This window comes from Streptomyces sp. NPDC049597 (genome assembly GCF_040675505.1).
In the GTDB taxonomy this organism is placed as follows: domain Bacteria; phylum Actinomycetota; class Actinomycetes; order Streptomycetales; family Streptomycetaceae; genus Streptomyces.
In genome coordinates this window covers 1-17,819 of sequence record NZ_JBFAOY010000034.1, presented here as the reverse complement: position 1 = coordinate 17,819, position 17,819 = coordinate 1, and the positions used below count along the sequence as shown (strand labels likewise).

The following is a 17,819-nucleotide window of genomic DNA, read 5'->3' as shown; positions in this document are numbered from 1 at the left end:
GGCGGGGCCCGGGGGCGGCCCCCGCCCGCGCGGCCGGCTCCCGCGGGACTACGGCGTCAGCACCAGACCGATGCGCACACCCGTCGGCGCGCCCAGCGCCGTCGTGCCGTAATAGACGCCCGAGGCCGCCGTGATGCCGCTCGTGCTGCTGTTGTCCAGCTGCAGCACCGTGCCGTTGTTCGCGTCCTCGCCGTCCGCGCCGATCGCCACGTCCGCGCGCACGTAACCGGACAGGTCGGCCAGCGTGACGGACGAGCCGAGGCGGTCGTTCGACTCCGTCGTGCCCGGCATGCCCGTGGTGTCCTGGTGGTACGCCACCGATCCCGTCGCCGTCGGTCCGGTCGAGGAACCGCGCAGCAGGATCGCCATGCCGGCGTTCGTCTGCGCGACGCCGCTGCGGGTGATGTCCTCGCCGGGCAGGCCGGTGAGGATGTCGTCGTAGCCGTCGAGGTTCGCGTCGCCGACGGACACGGACGCACCCATGTCGTCACCGGTCTCGCCCGTCTCCGGCACCCCGCTCGTGTCCTGGCCGAGCGACTTGCGGCCGGTCGACGTCAGCCCCGTCGACGAACCGAACACGACGGTCACGGCACCGCCCCTGAGCGTGTGGCCCGACTCCGTGGTGCTCGGCTGCCCGACCGCGAGGTCCGCGTAGCCGTCGCCGTTGATGTCACCCGAGGCGAGCGAACGGCCGCCACGCGCGTCCAGGATGCCGACACGCTGCAGGCCGGTGGCCGAGCCCTTCAGCCACAGCAGACGGCCCACGCCGCCCGGGTCGCGGTACGAGACCGCCACGTCGCCGTAGCCGTCCTTGTTGAAGTCACCGGCCGCCGTGCTCGCGTACGCGACCGCTCCCGTGTACGCGGCGGTGCTCAGGTAACCGGAGCGGGCGACACCGGTCGCGCTGTCGAACACCCACCAGCGGCCCGGCTTGCCCGGTGCCACGGAGAACACGTCGGACTTGCCGTCCGCGTTGAAGTCCCCGGTGGCCACGGCGGTGCCCAGCTTCTCGCCCGCCACGCGGGTCGTCTCGTTGGTCCAGTACGACTTGCCCGAGCTCAGCCCGGGACCGTACAGCACCGTCACCTGGCCGGTGTCCGCCTGCGTGGACGTGCCGTCCTCGCCGGGCGCGCCGACGAGCAGGTCGCCGTAGCCGTCGCCGTTGACGTCGCCCCACGCGCTGTCCGAGCCGAAGCCGTCACCGGCCTCCGAACTGCCCGGCACACCCGTGCTGTTCTGGTTGATCGTCCGGCGGGCAGCCGAGTTCGGTCCCGCGTCGTTGCCCGGGAGCACCACGACGCTGCCGTCGCTGCTGGAGACCCTGGGCAGGCCGACGACCAGGTCCGGCACGCCGTCCCGGTTGAAGTCGTTCGTCGGGATCGCGGAGTTGCGGCCGGCGCCGGCCGCGAAGTCGCGGATCGCGGTCAGCCTCGGGTACAGGTTCTTGCCGGGGCAGGCCGTCGCGAACGCGTCCCGGTGACCCGAGATCACGCTCATGGTGGCCGACTGGCCCTCCGTGTACTTGCCGGTGTTGCCCTGGGCGACCAGCGTCACCGTGCCCTTGGGGTTGCCGCCGTACTGCCCGAGCTTCCAGGCCGCGACGCGCGCGGCCGACTGCAGCGCCGCGTTCGTCGGACGGCCCGCCACCTTGCCGGTCGCCGTGTCGCCCTCGAAGTCGCCGAGCAGGGCGATGCCGGTGGAGTAGCTGTTGAAGCCGTACGTGTGGGCGCCCTTGACCGGCAGGTCGGCGCCGCCGCCGCGGCCCTCGAAGACGCGGCCGCACTTGTCGACCAGGAAGTTGTAGCCCAGGTCGTTCCAGCCCTCGGTCTTGACGTGGTACGTCATGATGCCGCGGACCAGGGCGGCGGACTCGGCGCAGCTGTAGTTGTTGGAGCCGACCGTGTGATGGACGAAGACGGCCTGCACCTTGTCGATGTACTCGGCCGGGTCGTCGACGATCGACTCGTCGGCACCCCACTGGGCGCGCGAGATGATCGGCGGACGCTTCACCGTCGACGGCGGCGCGGTCGGCTTGGTGGCGGTGGGGCTGGGGCTCGTGCTCGGGCTGGGGCTCGTGGAGTCGCTCGGGGACGGCGAGACCGGGACCGAGTCCGTGGACGTCGGCGTCGGCGTCGCGGAGTCCGTGGGGGCGGCGGAGTCCGACGGCGAGGACGCGTCGGTGGGCGTGGCGGTGTCCGAGGGCAGCGCCGTCTCCGAGGCGAACGCGGCCGGTTCCATGCCCGTGCCGGCCGGGTTCTGGGCCTCGGCACTGCTGACACCCGGGTCGACCATGTGCAGCTTGAGCCCCTTGGGCAGCGCCTTGCTCGCCTTCACCCGCACCTGGACGGCGGTGGAGGGGCCGACCCACAGCGGCTCGGAGGCGCCGCGGGGCGTGCCCTCCGGGCTGTCGGGGCCGTGCGAGTCGAGCTCCAGTGCCTGCCAGGGCGACCACGTGCCCGACTTCTTCTCCCGCGTACGCACCTGCGCGGTGCCCTCGACCTCGGCCGAGGAGCTGTCCCAGCCGATGCCGACGAGCGAGAACTGCTCGGTGTCGGTCGCCGGCAGCTCCCGGTCGGTGGCCGTGCCGCCGCCGAGCTGCATCGTGCGCAGGGCGGCGGCCCGCTCCTGCTGCTTCTGACCGCCGGGGGTGTCGGACGGGTTGGCCGTGGCGATCGTGACGATGCCGGCCCCGCCGAGAACGACGGCGCCGAGCGTCAACCACGCCCGGCGCTTCATGCTCAGCGGTCGGTACGCATGCGACGTACGCGGGCTCAAGTGCCCCACCTCTCCAAATGTCCATGGGTGGCCCGCCTCGTGAAATGTGCGGCCCGCGCAACTCAGCGGCCCGCGCAGCGCAGACGTCACGGGTTCCCGCCAACGTGTGGCGCACCTCACAGTTTTGAGGCCGTCGGTGCCTCGAGGACGACTGAGAGGCACCGATGGTTGTACGCGCGGGCTGCACCGTTCCTGTGACAACGGCCACCGACACCGGCCGTGATGCTTTCCCCACTGCTTTCGCTGGGACGGATGAGCTGGGTCATGGGCTGTCGGTGGGGAGGAAACGGATGCCGATCGAAGGGCGTGCAGCGCAGCTGCCGGACGCCGACGGCATGCAGGGATATGCCGCGGGCTTCGTCGCAGAGATGAACGAGCGGAGCAGACTGCCGCTCGACTACAGCGTGGTGAGCCTGAGACTCGTGGACTTCGTCGTCGACGGACTCAGACGCGGAAGACCGGAGCGCTCGGGTGTCGACCGCATCCTGCAGGGGCTCGGCGCGTACGTGGGCGAGGTGATCGTCCGCCGGGCGGGCGCGCGCTGGGTGGACCTGGACGCGGACCAGAGCGAGCTGTTCGGGCAGACCGTCGGCCTGCGCATGCCCGACGGCCGGGTCTGGAATCCGCTCGGCAAGGTGGTCAAGCGCTTCGACCACGGTGCCTCGGAGTCGGTCGAGCGCTTCTATCTGATGCTGCACGGCCGCCGCCCGCCGAACCGCCGGGGCCCGCTCCCGGAGCGCGCCGCGTGCTGAAGCCTCGGTGCGGGGGCCGACGCCCCCGCATCGAGGGCTCCCGACCACGGCGGCTGCGCGCCTCGCGGGCAGCCGCCGTGGTGGGGTCGTACCGCTCCCACCCGGCCCGACCGCGGCCGGAGCCGCGCGCCGGCCTGTCACGGCTGAGGGCCGGGTCATGACGTGGGCAGAGAGCTTGCCGCCGGCAAGGCGTACAGCCGCCGCGCCCACCACAAGAAGGGCACCCGACCCCGTCGCACCGGGGAGGGGCAGACTTGACTGCCTGGGCCATGTGCAGCGGGCACGAGGCCGAAGATTTCACGGGGTACATCGGTGGATCTCAGCTCAGTGATCATCGCTGTGGCAGGCGTCGCAGGAACCCTGGGAGGGGCGCTGCTTACCCAGCGCGGCTCCGAACGAGCGAAGCGCCTGGAGATAGAGCTCGTTCGAGACCATGAGGAGGTCCGCGAGAACCGTTCACTGCGACGCAACTGCTACGTGGAACTCAACCGAGATGCCCGGCAGTTCACCACCGCGCTCAACCGCCACCTGCACGTCATGAGGGAACGCGGCGTGGAGGAGGCCGACAGCGCCGCACTGGAAGAGGCGAAGAACGCGCACCGCGATCGATACTCCGAAGCGCAGATGATCGCCCCCGAAGACGTACTCATGCGAGCCAGCGGTGTCAACCGAGCCCTGAACACGGTCTACGGTCAAGTCAAGCGCCTCGAACGCGGTGCCCCCGAACCAGGCGAAACGATGGAGACGGCGGCCCAGGCGCAGTACGAGGTCTGGGAGATGCTCCGAGCCATGAGAACCGCTATGCGCCACGACCTGGGTGCGTCGCACGAAGATTGAGAGCCGGCACTCGGCTCCGCGCAGCCCCGGAATGGTGCCACCACCAACGCGGACTCACCCACTGAACGGGGGAAGGACCATCACACGCTTCACACGTGCTCGCGTCGTGCCGGTCGCTGTGTCTCTCGGCGCGGGTTTGCTACTGGGTCTCGTGGGCCCTGTTGCCGGGACATGGGACAATCCCGTTTGCGTCGCCGTGGGTACGGTGTTTTCCAGTGGCTGGCCGTGGGCCTGCTATGCATTGCTGGTGGGCTATTTCCGCCGATCCAAAATCGAGTCGGCACTGCTGGCGTCTTCGGGCTTGGTCATCGGTGTAGTCGCGTACTACCTTTTCAAGGACATGAATCCCACCATTCCGGACGGAATGGAACCCGCCACCTCCATTCCGGCTGGAATGGAGGTGGAATCCGGCACCTCCAGCGGGGGGCACATTCTCGTGTGGGGAATCGCGGCTTTCGTGTTCGGTGCGCCTGTGGGGTTCATAGGGAACGTAGCGCGAACGCCCGGAGTCGGTGGCCTTCTGTTCCGTCTGCTTGTTCCATTGATCGCCTTCTTCGAGGCGACTCAGCGATTGAGCGTAGAGGCGGACTCGCAGGGGCCGGTTTTCGCCATAACCTGGAACGTGACTCGCGTCGCGGCATGCGTCGTTGCCGTGGCTCTCATGGGACACACGGTGTGGAGCCGGCGCGTTCGGCGAAGTCGAGCCGACGGGTCAACGGAAGCTGCCGCGCCTGCACGGCGTCTCTGACCCCGTTCTGCGGACGGGGCCCCGACACCGCTCCACCGCGCTGTCTCAGCTGATGGTGACGACACGCGCCCAGGGCGGCGGAGTGTCCGGGACGTATTCGGGGTTCCTCTCGTTCGCGGCGCGGACCGGGCGGGGGAAGAGACCGACGACGGTGCGGCAGGGCGGCTGCACGGAGGGCCACGGCGTCTGGCCGTCCGTCAGGGCGACGATCACGTCCGGCCGGGGCCGGGAGCGAAGTGCCCGGGCGAAACCGGAGCGCAGATCCGTTCCCCCGCCGCCCACCAGCTCGATGTTCTCGGCGCGGCAGAGCGGGACGGCCACCCCGGCCGCCGCGTCGCAGGAGATCACCGAGACCAGGTCGCGCCGCCCGCCCACCGCCCGTGAGACGGCCGCCACCTCCAGGAGCGCGCTGCCCAGTTCGGCGTCGCTCACCGACCCGGAGGTGTCGATCACGACACACACCCGGGGCGGCATACGGCGCAGGCTCGGCAGCAGCACGCCGGGGACTCCGGCCGAGCGCCGGGACGGGCGCCGGTAGTTGTGGTCCTCTCCCACCCCGGGCGCACTCGCCGCGGAGCGGACCGCCGCCCCCAGCAACTGCCGCCACGGCTGCGGTGGATGGAACGCCTCGTCCGCCCACCGGCGCCACCCCTCCGGAGCTTCGCCCGGCCGGCCCTTGATCCCCTCGGCGACCCGGAAGCGGACCGCGTCCCGCTGCTGCCGGGTCAGCCCGTGTGCCCCGTCGGGGCCCAGCTCCCACGGCCGCTGCTGTCCGTCGGCCCCGCTGCCGCAGTCCAGCCAGGCCAGGTCCGGGGTGAGTCCGGACAGCGACGCCGTCCGCAGGTACTCCTCCATCAGCAGCCCGGCGGGCAGCCGCAGCCGCGACGGCAGCATCGCCCCGGCGGGCAGGGGCAGACCGTCACCGTAGATGTCGTCGTTGATCTCGAAGTCGGCGGCGATGTTGCGCCGCAGTCTCTCCCGGCGTCCGGCCGTGGAGTCCTCCCTCTCGCTTCGCTCGCCCGGCCCGTGCTCCGCATGCTCCCGCGCGTACCGCTCGCTCCGCGCGTGGTGGTCCCGGAGCAGGTGGGAGACCTCGTGCACCCAGACGCCCGCCAGCTCCTCCACCGGGGTGCGCGCCACGAACCCGGGCGAGACGTAGCAGCGCCAGTGCGCGTCCACGGCCATCGTCGGCACCGACCGGTCCTCCACCACGTGCAGCGCGAAGAGCGCCGCCGCCAGGTAGGGGCGGACCTTCACCGCGTGCAGCCGGGCGGTCAGCAACTTCTCCATGTCCAGCGGGAGTCCGGGCCCGCCGTCCGGCCCGCCCCGGACGGCCGGCGGCCCCGGCACGGTGGCCCCCACCGGGCGTGGTGCCGGGGGCGGCGACATCGGACGTGGGAGCGGGCGCGGTCCCGGGCGCTTCGCGGCCCCCGTCATCGGCGTGCCTTCGTCGCCCGCCCAGTGTCGGTCGCCCGCCCCACCGACTGGTCCGCCCGCCGGGCGAGACCGATCACCCCGGTCAGCCGTTCCACCGCCGCCGGCACCTCCCAGTCGTCGCGCCGCAGCGCGGCCAGCGTCGTCGCCGGGGCGGCCAGCAGGTCCGGCGGGCCGGTCTCCAGCGCCCGGACCAGCACCGCCCAGCCCGCCTCCCACCGCTCACGCTCCGGCCGCGCCCCGACGGCGGCCACCACCGCCTCCAGCGCGGCCTGACGCAGATCGCCCCGCACCGGCAGTTCGGCGGATGCCGGGTCGGCCAGCAGCGTATCCGGGTCCGGCAGGTCCATCCGGTCCAGATGGGCGAGGAGTTCGAGCCCCGGCCCGTCTCCCACCGCACCCCGCACCAGCAGTGCCAGCACCTCCCGCGAGACGGAGGCCGCCGTGCCGAAGGCCAGCAGGGTGAGCGCAGCCTCCCAGCTCCGGGGCGAGGGCCAGGCGCCGCCGCGCCGCGTCTCGGTGCTCGGGAGCCGGTGGATCAGCGTCGGCCGGGCCTCAAGGAATCCGCAGACCGCGCGCCGGGCGAAGGCCACCGCCTCCGAAAGCCGCTCCGGCACCAGCCGGGGCAGCTCCGCACGGGGCCAGACCCCGCCCAGCCCGCGCACCACCACCTCCCGGTCGTGCACCCAGTACAGATGCACGAACCGGTTGGCCAGCGGCGGGCTCAGCTCCCACCCGTCCGCCGCCGACGCGCGGGGATTCGCGGCGGCCACGATCCGTACGCCCGGCGGCAGTTGCAGCGCACCGACCCTCCGCTCCAGGACGACCCGGAGCAGTGCGGCCTGGACGGCCGGGGTGGCGGTGGAGAGTTCGTCGAGGAACAGCAGCCCCCGCCCGGCCCGTACGAGCTCCACGGCCCACTGCGGTGGCGCCATCGGCACCCCTTGCACCGCCGGGTCGTCGCCCACGACGGGCAGCCCCGAGAAGTCGGACGGCTCGTGGACGCTGGCGATCACGGTCGTCAGCGGCAGGTCGAGGGAGGCGGCCAGCTGCGTCAGGGCCGCGGTCTTGCCGATGCCCGGCTCGCCCCAGAGCAGTACGGGCAGATCGGCCGCCACGGCCAGGGTGAGCGCTTCGAGCTGCTCGTCGGGGCGCGGCTCGGTGGTGGTCCTGCGCAGGAGGGTCAGGAGGTCCTCGGCGACGGTGAGTTGAGCGAGCGTGCCGGCTGCGCCGACGCGGGTGGATGCGGGCGCGCCGGCGGCCGGGACCGCGGCGGGCAGAAGGGTGCTGGAGGTCATGGGCATCACCTGGGGTGGAAGAGGGGAACGGGGACGGCCCGTCCCGGACGTCATGAGGGCGTGCGGCGCTGAACGCGCGGCACGTTCAAGGGACTTCGACGAGTGGCAGCCGGTACGACGAGTGGCAGCCGGTCAGGAGGTCAGGCCGGTGCGGGGACGGGCGCGGCTCATCAGTTTGTGACGCATCGCGAGAGGCGTACGGCGGTCGAGCCGGGGACGGTGGCCGGCATCGGCGTGTCCGGCGCCCGAGGCGTTTTCGCCCCCTGCCGCACGGGCACCGGGGTGCACGGCGACCAGCCCGGAGCGGAAGAGCCCGTGGTCGACGCGGCGGGCCGCGGCCGACTCCAGCTCCTCTCTGAGCGGCCCCTCACGCAGGACCGCACCGGGACCGAGCAGCCCTTCCACCACGGCCAGCGCCCCGGTGACGTCACCGTGGCCGAGCCGCTCCCGGACGGCGGGCAGTGCCTCCGGGTTGCGGTGCACCGCGTCGATCGCCCGCAGGCAGGGCAGCGGCGGCCCGCCGAGCGCGACCAGCAGTTCCTCCCGGCGCAGTTGGGCCGGGTCGTGATCGACCGCCGTCAGCACACCGTCCCGCAGCGCGATCCGGTGGACCTCGCCCCGGCACTCCACCCGGTGCGGATCACCCGGCTCGGGGGCGTACGCCGATGTCGAGCCGTACGCCGGTGCCGAGCCGTACGCCGGACACGATCCGTACGCCGCCAGAGCCGCGGCGACGAGCGGATGCAGCCGATCGGCCGCGACCAGCCCGGCCCGCAGCAGCTCCAGGTCCGGAAGGACCCGCGCGGCCGCCTCCGGCAGCACCGCGAGTGCCGCGACCTCCTGGGGCGGCAGCGCCTCCCGAAGCGGCCGGAACGTCGGGGCGTGGCTGTCGTCGGGGGCGACGAGTTCGAGCACGGCGCGGCTGCGCGCACCGAGCCGCACGGTGAAGGCCCCGCGAGCGCGCCCCTCGGCCCGCAACAGCAGGTCCGCCTCGGCGGCCCAACGTGCCGTTGCCCACGAGTCGTCGCGGACGGCGGGCAGATCCCGCAGGACCTGCCGGTCGGGCGGCGCCATGGACCGTGCGGTTCCGGCCGCACCGCACCGCCCCGCCAGTTCGCCGCTGCGACCGGCGTCCCACAGATGCCGGTGCAGGTCGAGCCGGAAACGCCGGTCGGGGTGCGGGTGCGGATGGTGCCCGGCGGCACCGTTCCCGGACTCCTCCCACAGGGCCAGGGACATCCGCTGTCCCGCGTCCGCCCAGGCCGGTGGCGTCCGCACCACCAACTGCAGCGGCGTGGCACCGGAGTTGCCGTAACGCGCCAGGGAGATGGTGAGACCGGGCCGGAGCCGTCCGTCAGGGGCGATCCGGGGCATGTGCCAGCGGAGCAGATCCGGCGCCAGCCGGCGCAGATCCGCACGGAGACGGGTGACGAGATCGGTGCCGTGGCGGTCGCGCACGGCGCGCAGATCGAGGTCGACGTCGATCCGGGCGGCGGCGCAGGCCCCCGCCCAGTCACCGACCGCACGCCGTGCGGTCGCGGTCTCGATCATGGACAGTGGCACGGCGTACTCGCGCACGCGCTGCCACATCAACAGGCGGGACGGAATCACGTTCGCGGAGTGATGTGCCATCAGCACTCACCTTGCGCGAACGATTCCCCCAATCCGAACGAGGAGAAGTTCTTCATCACCGGCATCATAAGCACCACGATGTCGATCTGTCAGTCGCCATTGGGCGCACTGCCCTTTCGAAGGCCCCGAGACGCGCCGAGTCACCAGGGGATGACCGCCAGGGCCTCCACCTCGAGCAGCAGTTCGGGCCGGAAGAGTGCGGCCACCTGTACCGCCGTGCTGGCCGGCGGACGCGCGGTGTCGATGTGGGCGTCGCGGGCGGCACGCACCTCCGGCAGGACGGCGATGTCGGTGACGTAGTACGTGAGCTTGGCGACGTCAGCGAAGCTCGCGCCACCTGCCGCCAGGCAACGCCGCAGGTTCTCGAAGACCTGGCGGGCCTGGGCAGCGGCGTCGCCCTCGCCGACCACATTCCCCTTCGCGTCCAGCGCGACCTGCCCGGAGATCACCACCAGCCGGCCTTCGCCCACGACCACATGGCTGTAGCCGTTACCGGGAGCGACTCCGTCGGGCGGGATGTGTTCGAGCATGCCCTCTTCCGGCTCGTCCCGCACATCCGACTCGTCTGACACAGGTGTCCTTCCCGAACTGCCGTCGACGACGCAACGATACGGCGGAGAAGCCCCGTTCGCCGACCCCGGATCCAGACCGGGGAGCGCCGGGTTGTCAGCGGTGGTGCCGGGGCGTGCCCGGCGAGACGGGCAGCGGCATGTCCACCGCACGGGCCAGGGCGCGGATGACGGGGACGGCATGGTCGGGGAGACGCACCGCTGCCCAACCGGCGGCCAGCTGGAGGAAGCCGGTCAGATCGCGCTCGGCTCCCGCGAGCAGGCGGCGCAGCTCGGTGGCGGACACGTCGATCACCGGACCGCCCTCCCGTTCCGCGTCGACGGTCAGCCGGACGACATCCCCGACGCGTTCGGCGAGCGGTGTCGGGTCGTGGCCGAACCAGCCGGACCCGCCGTCACCGTCCCCGTCGACGACGCCGAACCATTCGCGCCAGTCCTCGAGTCCGTTGCAGCACCCCGGTACCAGCGTGGCTCCGGTGGCGGTGTCGGTGATGCGCAGCCCACCCGACGCGAAGAGAGGGTCCATGGTGAGCAGCCCGTGCAGAAAGCCTCCGAGCGGGTCGCCGGGGCGCGGCGGGCGGTCGTCGTGCTCCGGATCGATGTCGTTGCACGCGGCGACACACATCACCGCCGTGCCGACCTGGGCCTCGTCGAGTGCGCCGTTCAGCGGCAGGAAGCCGCCCGCCTCGGACGCGGCCACCGGCCAGAGACCGAAACCGGCGGGTGCGTACGTCTCCAGGACGGGCTGCAAGGCGATCACCCGGAGAGTGTGCGGCAGGTCCCGACGGCGCCGCATCCGGATTTCGGCCGGCTCCGGCGCGACGACGCGCGCCTGCCGCCTCAGCTCCGCACATGGTGCGCCGCAAGCCCGCCCTCAGCCGAGAAGACGGCCGGCCCCTGACGCGCCTCTGCCCGCGTCGCAGCCGGGGCGGCGCCCTCACCGCGTGAGCCCGCGGCGGCGGCGACCGGCCGGACCCGGGCCGGAGTTGAACGCCGGGGCGGAGGCGGCCGTACCTGTGGGCGGCCGTGCGATCCGTGCGGCCGACCCAGGCAGGGGAGGCACGTCTTGGCCGGCAGCAACGTCACCGCGCTGTTCCGCGCGTCCACCGCGCACAGCCCGTCCTACTTCTCCCTGAACAGGGCCGGCGGCGGCGCCGAGGAGATCGTCGACTTCTGCATCCCCTGCAACCCGTACTTCCCCACACCCGCCATGTTCGACGAACTCGGCAGGCGGCTGCGCGAGATCCTCACCTACTACCCGAGCAGCGCCGACACCATCACCGGCGAGCTCTGCCGACTGCTGAGCCTCAACCCGCAGACGGTCGCCATGGGCAATGGCTCAACCGAACTGATCACGTGGATCGACCACCTGCTGGTGCGCGAGTCCCTGGCCGTGCCCGTACCGACCTTCGGGCGCTGGACCGACCAGCCGATGGAGACCGGCAAGCGCGTCGACATGCTGCTCCTGCCGGAGGCACGCGGGTTCGCCCTCGACCCCGCCTCCTTCGTGCAGTTCGTCCGCAGCAGAGGCTCGCGCGTCGCCGTCCTCTGCAACCCGAACAACCCCGACGGTGGCCTGCTGTCCAAACAGCAGGTCCTCTCCCTGCTCGACCAGTTGCAGGACCTCGACCTGGTCGTCGTCGACGAGTCGTTCCTCGAATTCGCCGACAAAGGCCAGGAGACGAGCGTCGCCGCCGACGCCGTGCTGCGGCCCAATGTGATCGTGCTGCGCAGCCTCGGCAAGAACTTCGGCCTGCACGGAGTGCGCTTCGGCTACCTGGTGGCCAACCCGGCCCTCGCCGGGCGCGTCCGGGACGCCCTGCCGAAATGGAACCTCAACTCCTTCGCCGAGACGGTGGTGTTCATGCTGGCCGAGCACCGCGCGGAGTATGCGCAGAGCCTGCGCCAGGTGTGCCGCGACCGGCAGGAGATGATCTGGCGGCTTTCCCAGGTGCCGGGTCTGACCGTCTATCCCTCCCAGGGCAACTTCGTCTACGTCCGCCTGCCGGAGGGGGCGGACGGACAGGTCCTGCGCGACCGGCTGCTCGCGGAGCACGGCGTGCTGATCCGCGAATGCGGCAACAAGATCGGCAGCTCCAGCCGGTTCGTGCGCCTCGTCGTGCGCCCCGACCCCGATGTGGTGCGGCTCGTCTCGGCGATGGAACAGGTGCTGTACGGGCAGCGGACCCCCGTCCAGGCTCCCGTGCCCCGGCCGGAACCGGTGCGTCCGATGCTCGCACAGGCCGGCCCGCTCGCCCTCGCTCAGCAGCCCGTCGCGGCCCAGGGCCTCGCCCCGGCCGACGGAGGCGACCGGCCCGTCGTCGGGGCGCGCGCCATGGCGGCGGGCTATACCTCCGGCACCGCCGCCGTCGACCGCCTGATCGCCCCGACCTGACCGTCCATGGGCAGCGGGAGGGGCCCGTCGTCCGGACCGGACGACGGGCCCCTGGCACAGCGAGTTCTACGCGTAGGTGAAGGGCTGGTACTCGGCCAGCAGCCTGAAGTCCCGGTACAGCGCGTCGAAGTCACGGTTCCACACCAGGAACGTGCCGCCCACCGTCACCAGGTCAGAGGTGCCGTCGACCCGGTCGCCGGGGCGAACCGTCCACCGCATCTCGTACGAGCTGTCGATCTTCGGCTCCAGCCGCTCGCCGACCACTCCGGCGCGCAGCGGCATGCACGCGTCGAAGCAGTACACCTGCTCGCCCTCCCACCGGCGGCTGGGAACACCGCTCTCGATGCCGAACGCGACGTTCACCAGCGCCTCGCCGTAGTGGCGCTGCATCGCGGCCAGACCCGACATGCCCTTGAAACGCGCACCGACCTCCAGGAACACCAGCTCGTCGTCCCCGGTGAGGAACAGCTCCAGATGCGAGGCGCCGTCCGGCCTGCCCAGGGCGTCCAGGGCCTCGCCGGCGAAGGCGACCATGCGCGCCACGCGCGGGTCGTCGTCGAGCAGGTTGATGTCGGCGTTGACCCGGCCGCCGGCCACGTCCGCCGAGTTCACCAGGTACTCGGTTACACCGCCGAAGACGGTCCTGCCCGCCGCCGAGATGATGTTGACGCTGTAGATGCGGCCGTCGATGAACTCCTCGTACTCGTACGCCCTTCCCAGCTCGCCGTCTTCGGGAAGCGCCGCGAAGTCGTCGTAGCTCTCCACGGTGACGACGCCGATGGAGCCCGCGGAGTCGGTCGGCTTGAGCACGAACGGCAGCCCGACCCGGCCGGTGATGTGGTCGAAGTGGGCGCGGACGCCCGCCCGGTGGCGCTCCGGATCCCACGAGCCGAACGCCGGCGCGCGCACGCCCGCCGCCGCCACCCGCCGCTTCATCTCCAGCTTGTCGAGGAAGGGGATCACATCGGCGGGACACGGCCCCGCGAGCCCGAGCCGCTCCCGGATCTCCGCCGCGCCCAGCACGTTCTGCTCCAGATACGTGTGGACGGTCAGCCGGTCCCGGCTCGTCCCCCGCAGCAGCGCGGCGACGATCTCCGTCCCCGCGTCCACGTCGATCTGCGGGGTGAGGAGCGGCGACGGGTCGGCCTCCGCCGTCGGTACGACATGGACCTCGTCGAACCAGCCGTGCCACTCGTCGGTGAGATGGGCGGCGTCGGGCACGGAGAAGATCCCGACGAGCCGTACGGACTCCGGGTCCTCGAACAGCCCGGGGTCGAACGCCTCGAGACCTCGGGTGCCGATGAACACGGCGGTGTGCGGTGCGGCGTGGGCGGTGGCCGGGTCGGCGGCGGTCATGCCGTTTCCTCCTTCGTGGGACGCCCCGCGGCCGGGGCGGTCGCCGATGTGAGCGGCCGAGCGGGCAGGGTGCCCGCGGGGCGGGAAGCGCCGGGCTCCGGGGAGCCGGGGGCGGTGCGCTGCCGGCGGCGCAGGGCGGCGTACTCCCAGCCCGCGACCAGCAGCACGATCACGGCCACGTCGATGCCGATGGCCCATTCGGCGCCGATGGTGTCCATGCCGAGCGAGAAGGCGAAGCCGGACAGCGCCATGAGGCTGTAGTAGACCGCCGTCAGCAGCCCGACCACCGAGGACACCCGGCTGTCGGGGGAGTGGGCGATCAGCCGCTTGTACTGGTGGGCCCAGACGACCTCACCGGCGAAGACCAGCAGCACGAACACCGCGAGCGCGGGGCCCAGGCCGCCCCGCGTCAGTGGCAGCACCGCGTACATGACGGCCGCGAAGCCGACCAGGGCCACGGTGAGACGCGCCTGGAGGTGCTCCGGCACCATCCCTCGCCGGCTCAGGTACTGGTAGACGAAGACGCCCGCGAACACCGCGAGCCACTCGGCGGTGAAGAAGACCGCCATGCCGGACGGACCCATGCCGAACCAGAGTTCGGGCACCGCGGTGATCAGCACCTCGTACGTCGCCTGGAGCGCGGTGACCGCGAGGACGATGTAGAAGAAGGCGGAGGAGATCACCGGGCTGCGGGCGATGAGGACGGCGGCCGAACGCAGGTTGGCGACGACGTTCTCCGTCACTCCGGCGCTCTCCCGCCGTGCCGCCTCGATGCGCCCCCGGTTGGGCCGCACCAGCGCGAACAGCACGGCCGACAGCAGGAACGTCGCCACGTCCAGGAGCACGACCGTCCGCAGATCGACGAAGCGGAGGACGAAGCTGCCCACCGCTCCGGCGGCGGCGATGGCCAGGAAGAGGCTGGAGTTGAAGACCGTCGAATAGGTGTCGGTCTGCTCCTCGTCGAAGAACTGCACCAGCGCCTTGACCCGGGCCGCGTTCACCGCGCTGCCCAGCAGGGCGCGGGCGAAGACCACGCCGACGGCGAGCGGGAACATCCGGGGCGACAGCGCGCTCAGGAACAGCAGGGTGACGGCGGCTGCCACCACGTTCAGCAGCACGAGAAGCCTGCGCGCGTCGGCACGGTCGATGTACCGGGTGGCGAGCAGGCCGACGAAGAGATTCGCGATCCAGTCGGCCGCGAAGACGGCCGACGCGAGCGTGGCGCTGCCGGTCTCGCCGTAGACGAACGCCACGTACGAGATCATCAGCAGCTTCGAGCCGAACAGCGAGACGAACGACGCGACGTAGGACAGAAGGAAGTTGCGGTTCAGGTAGACGCGCATGACACGGTCCTCGGTAGGCGTGCGGACGGGGCCCGCCGGTGTCGGCGCACCGCGGGCCCCGCTGCTCACACAGCTGAAGCGGCGGTCACGGGCGGTGGACGCTCTCGGGCCACTTCTTGTCCTCGCCCACCCGCGACACCAGCGGGATGTCCCGGATGTCGTCGTGGTTGAGGACCCACATCAGGAACCGCTCGAGACCCATGCCGAAACCGGAGGTCTGCATGGGCATTTCCTGCTTCATCTCGGCGTACCAGGCGTAGTCGCGCTCGGGCACCTGGTGCATCACCAGCGCCTTGCGGATCTGCTCGGCGTCGGCGTGGCGCTCACCGGAGCCGACGACCTCGCCCATGCCGAAGAACAGGTCCGCGTTGGCGGCGGTGCGCTGCTCCTCGTCGCCGAAGGCCTGGTAGAAGGGCACCGAGAGGTGGTCGAAGTGCGTGACCCACATGAACTCGTTGACCATCTCCATCAGCTTGTGCTCGCCCCGGCGGGTCAGCGTGCGCCAGGTGCCTTCGTCACGGACGCAGCCCTCCTCGCCCTGCAGGAGGGAGACGGCCTCCTCGAAGGTGATCCGGGGGAAGTGGCCCTTGTACTCGGCCATGCGGCTCAGGTGCGAGGTGTCGCCGGCGGCGGCCGCGATGCGGTCGCCGTACGCCTCCAGGGCGGCCCCGGCCAGCGCCTTGACGTAGCCCTCGACGTAGTCGATCAGCTCGTCTATGCCGCCGGGGATCTCCGCCTCGCTGTGGCTGTACTGGTTCAGGTGCGTCGTGTCCGGCTCCTCGCCGCGGAACGACGGCATGATGTTGTAGCAGCCGCCGGGGGCGAGGCGCATGCCGTACTCGAGCATGAACTGGTTGGAGTCCGGCAGGTACGTGTCGACCCCGTTCACCGTGACCGGTACGGGCTCGGAGTCGCTGCCGAGGCCGGTCGGGCACGTGATGGTGCGGACCGTCAGCGGAAGGTAGAGCGCCTTGAGGCCACGCGACGTCGCATACTCGGCCGTGGTCCTGTGGATCAGATCCTGAAGATCGGCCACGAGCTTGTACCACGGCGAATTGAGTGCCTTCAGGAATTCGCCGGGCTCATTTCCCCACGCGTTCGGCGGCCGGACGGCCGCGGGCTTGACGGAGGAAGTAGTCGTGGTGTCCAGAATCGTCATGTTTCCACTCCAGTTCAGCGGTGATCGACGGTGATCGGTGAATGCATCGGTGGCGTTCAGGGCGACCGCGGCGATACGCGGCCGGGCGATCGACAGGTAATCCTCGGAATTCAGCGCGACGGAAAGGTCGAGCCGGGCCGCGTTGAAGAAGATCTCCTCCTGCCGCAGCAGTTCCGGATCCACCACGGCTTCGAGATCGGGATGGAACGAGAACGGCGTGATCGAGCCGCACACCGCTCCCGCCAGCTCCTCGGCGGTGTCCCGCTGCGCGAAGGAGACGTCCTTGCCCTCGTAGAGGCGCCGGATGCCCTCCAGGTCCACGAGCCGGTCGCCGGGGACGACGGCCAGGACGTACCGGCTGCTGCGCTTCGTGATCTTCACGCGGACGACAATGCATTTGGCAGCCTGGTTCAACGGGTGTCCGCGCAGCCGGCTCGCGACGTCCGTACGGCCCTCCGGCGCGTGGTGCAGCAGCCGGAATCGTGCTCCCTCGGTCTCGAGGAGTTCCAGAATTCGCCCGCACACCCCGGTGTCATCGTTCAGGTCGAGGAGTTCGGATGGCGGAGCCATGTGATTTCCCCCATCTGGCGCCTGAGCGACCAATTGTTTGGTCGCCGACTATGCGAAAGACGGTAGGCGGGCGGTCACTTGGCCGAGAACGCGTGCCGGGTGACTTCATCAGGTTTCCGAACGGCCGCCGGTCATGGTCCGGTTGACTTCCGGCCGCCCGGTACGCCGCCGACCAACGGTGGTTCGCCGGAAGTACCGGAAGCACGGAGACGGTCACCGGTCGCACCGGGACGGGGGAGGAATCCGGGGGGAGCCGGCAGCGGGAAGCACGGACGGGGGCCCTCGGCGGCGACGGCCGGCAGCAGACGCAGGGCCGTGACGGGCGGCTTGCGGCGGCGAAGCGAGCGACCGCCTCGCCGAGCCGCCGGTGCGCCGCGCGCACAGGCGGTCATGGGCCCGGGCCCGGCGCGCGGGTGAGGGCGTCAGAGGGCCCTGGTGCGGATGAACAGGTCGTGCCGGCCGAAGGCATGACCCTCGGCGCAGCGCCTCGGCGCCCTGGCGGCGGCAGCTCGTACTCCACGTGGCGGCGGTCCGCCGCCCGGCGCCGCACGTCGGGGGGACGACGGCGTGCTGGAGGTCGAAGAGCCGGAGGTCGCCGGTCGCCCGTCGGCGGGCGTCGGTGTGGGCGGGATCTCCGGTCCCGGGTGGGGCGTCATCGCCGTCAGGCACCCGGTCTCCGGTACGGAGAGGGCGCATGCGCGGACGAGCCGGAAGCCCGGCCCGGGTTCACGCCGATGCTGATCGCGACCGCGACGCCCATCCGGCGTGCCGCATCCAGCGCCCGGAAGTCGTCGTCGGGTGCTCGCACGTGCGGTGCGGATCCAGTCGCGCGGGACCTGCACGGACCCGGGGGGGGGCGGGGGGGGGGGCGGGGGGGGCCCCGGCGGGGGGTGGGGGGTTGGGGGGGGGTGAGCGGCCGGGCGGGGGGGTGGGCGCCCCTCAATGGGGTTA

At 71.7% G+C, this 17,819-nt stretch carries 11 protein-coding genes and 1 pseudogene; 3 read left to right on the top strand and 9 right to left on the bottom strand.

The window, feature by feature from the left end:
- Window positions 1-48: 48 nt before the first annotated feature.
- A complete protein-coding gene (locus tag AB0K02_RS28620) occupies window positions 49-2,736 on the bottom strand; it encodes an FG-GAP-like repeat-containing protein (RefSeq protein ID WP_365995435.1) in 2,688 nt (895 codons plus the stop codon).
- Window positions 2,737-3,065: 329 nt separating this feature from the next.
- On the opposite strand from AB0K02_RS28620, the gene AB0K02_RS28615 reads away from it, so the two are divergent.
- Together AB0K02_RS28615 and AB0K02_RS28610 are read left to right on the top strand one after the other, a co-directional pair.
- Window positions 3,066-3,527, top strand: a complete 462-nt coding sequence (locus AB0K02_RS28615; protein ID WP_365995434.1) for a hypothetical protein — start codon at window positions 3,066-3,068, stop codon at window positions 3,525-3,527.
- Between the two features lie 327 nt (window positions 3,528-3,854).
- A complete protein-coding gene (locus AB0K02_RS28610; RefSeq protein WP_365995433.1) occupies window positions 3,855-4,364 on the top strand; it encodes a hypothetical protein in 510 nt (169 codons plus the stop codon).
- A gap of 793 nt (window positions 4,365-5,157) precedes the next feature.
- On the opposite strand, the gene AB0K02_RS28605 is transcribed toward AB0K02_RS28610, so the two are convergent.
- The 5 genes from AB0K02_RS28605 to AB0K02_RS28585 all read right to left on the bottom strand — a co-directional run bounded on the left by AB0K02_RS28605 (window position 5,158) and on the right by AB0K02_RS28585 (window position 10,805).
- Window positions 5,158-6,402, bottom strand: a complete 1,245-nt coding sequence (locus AB0K02_RS28605) for a VWA-like domain-containing protein (RefSeq protein ID WP_365995432.1) — start codon at window positions 6,400-6,402, stop codon at window positions 5,158-5,160.
- Between the two features lie 143 nt (window positions 6,403-6,545).
- Window positions 6,546-7,844 carry a MoxR family ATPase gene (locus tag AB0K02_RS28600; protein ID WP_365995431.1) on the bottom strand — a complete coding sequence of 433 codons (1,299 nt, stop codon included), beginning with the start codon at window positions 7,842-7,844 and terminating at the stop codon, window positions 6,546-6,548.
- Window positions 7,845-7,976: 132 nt separating this feature from the next.
- Window positions 7,977-9,476, bottom strand: a complete 1,500-nt coding sequence (locus tag AB0K02_RS28595; protein ID WP_365995430.1) for a hypothetical protein — start codon at window positions 9,474-9,476, stop codon at window positions 7,977-7,979.
- Window positions 9,477-9,616: 140 nt separating this feature from the next.
- Window positions 9,617-10,006 (bottom strand): RidA family protein, encoded by a 390-nt coding sequence (locus tag AB0K02_RS28590; RefSeq protein WP_365995471.1) that lies wholly within the window; start codon window positions 10,004-10,006, stop codon window positions 9,617-9,619.
- A gap of 136 nt (window positions 10,007-10,142) precedes the next feature.
- The gene (locus tag AB0K02_RS28585) at window positions 10,143-10,805 is read right to left on the bottom strand and encodes a hypothetical protein (RefSeq protein WP_365995429.1); all 663 of its coding nucleotides are present in this window, start codon (window positions 10,803-10,805) and stop codon (window positions 10,143-10,145) included.
- A 306-nt stretch (window positions 10,806-11,111) separates the two neighbouring features.
- On the opposite strand from AB0K02_RS28585, the pseudogene AB0K02_RS28580 reads away from it, so the two are divergent.
- Window positions 11,112-12,437 (top strand): annotated as a pseudogene (locus tag AB0K02_RS28580) (histidinol-phosphate transaminase); the annotation flags it as partial.
- Between the two features lie 69 nt (window positions 12,438-12,506).
- Here AB0K02_RS28580 and AB0K02_RS28575 read toward each other — a convergent pair.
- From AB0K02_RS28575 to AB0K02_RS28565, 3 genes are all read right to left on the bottom strand, one after another.
- Complete coding sequence (locus AB0K02_RS28575) at window positions 12,507-13,796, bottom strand: ATP-grasp domain-containing protein (RefSeq protein ID WP_365995428.1); 1,290 nt, start codon at window positions 13,794-13,796, stop codon at window positions 12,507-12,509.
- Window positions 13,793-15,139: an MFS transporter gene (locus AB0K02_RS28570; protein ID WP_365995427.1), complete on the bottom strand. Its 1,347-nt coding sequence runs from the start codon at window positions 15,137-15,139 to the stop codon at window positions 13,793-13,795. Before AB0K02_RS28570 ends, AB0K02_RS28575 begins: the two co-directional genes overlap by 4 nt.
- Before the next feature lie 85 nt (window positions 15,140-15,224).
- Window positions 15,225-16,868 carry an amino acid--tRNA ligase-related protein gene (locus AB0K02_RS28565; RefSeq protein ID WP_365995426.1) on the bottom strand — a complete coding sequence of 548 codons (1,644 nt, stop codon included), beginning with the start codon at window positions 16,866-16,868 and terminating at the stop codon, window positions 15,225-15,227.
- Window positions 16,869-17,819: the final 951 nt, after the last annotated feature.

What these genes read in the sequence shown, in the direction of transcription:
- AB0K02_RS28620 (WP_365995435.1), bottom strand. Translation starts at nt 2,736, where the DNA reads ATGAAGCGCCGGGCGTGGTTGACGCTCGGCGCCGTCGTTCTCGGCGGG.
- AB0K02_RS28615 (WP_365995434.1), top strand. Translation starts at nt 3,066, where the DNA reads ATGCCGATCGAAGGGCGTGCAGCGCAGCTGCCGGACGCCGACGGCATG.
- AB0K02_RS28605 (WP_365995432.1), bottom strand. Translation starts at nt 6,402, where the DNA reads ATGGAGAAGTTGCTGACCGCCCGGCTGCACGCGGTGAAGGTCCGCCCC.
- AB0K02_RS28600 (WP_365995431.1), bottom strand. Translation starts at nt 7,844, where the DNA reads ATGACCTCCAGCACCCTTCTGCCCGCCGCGGTCCCGGCCGCCGGCGCG.
- AB0K02_RS28595 (WP_365995430.1), bottom strand. Translation starts at nt 9,476, where the DNA reads ATGGCACATCACTCCGCGAACGTGATTCCGTCCCGCCTGTTGATGTGG.
- AB0K02_RS28590 (WP_365995471.1), bottom strand. Translation starts at nt 10,006, where the DNA reads ATGCTCGAACACATCCCGCCCGACGGAGTCGCTCCCGGTAACGGCTAC.
- AB0K02_RS28575 (WP_365995428.1), bottom strand. Translation starts at nt 13,796, where the DNA reads ATGACCGCCGCCGACCCGGCCACCGCCCACGCCGCACCGCACACCGCC.
- AB0K02_RS28570 (WP_365995427.1), bottom strand. Translation starts at nt 15,139, where the DNA reads ATGCGCGTCTACCTGAACCGCAACTTCCTTCTGTCCTACGTCGCGTCG.
- AB0K02_RS28565 (WP_365995426.1), bottom strand. Translation starts at nt 16,868, where the DNA reads ATGGCTCCGCCATCCGAACTCCTCGACCTGAACGATGACACCGGGGTG.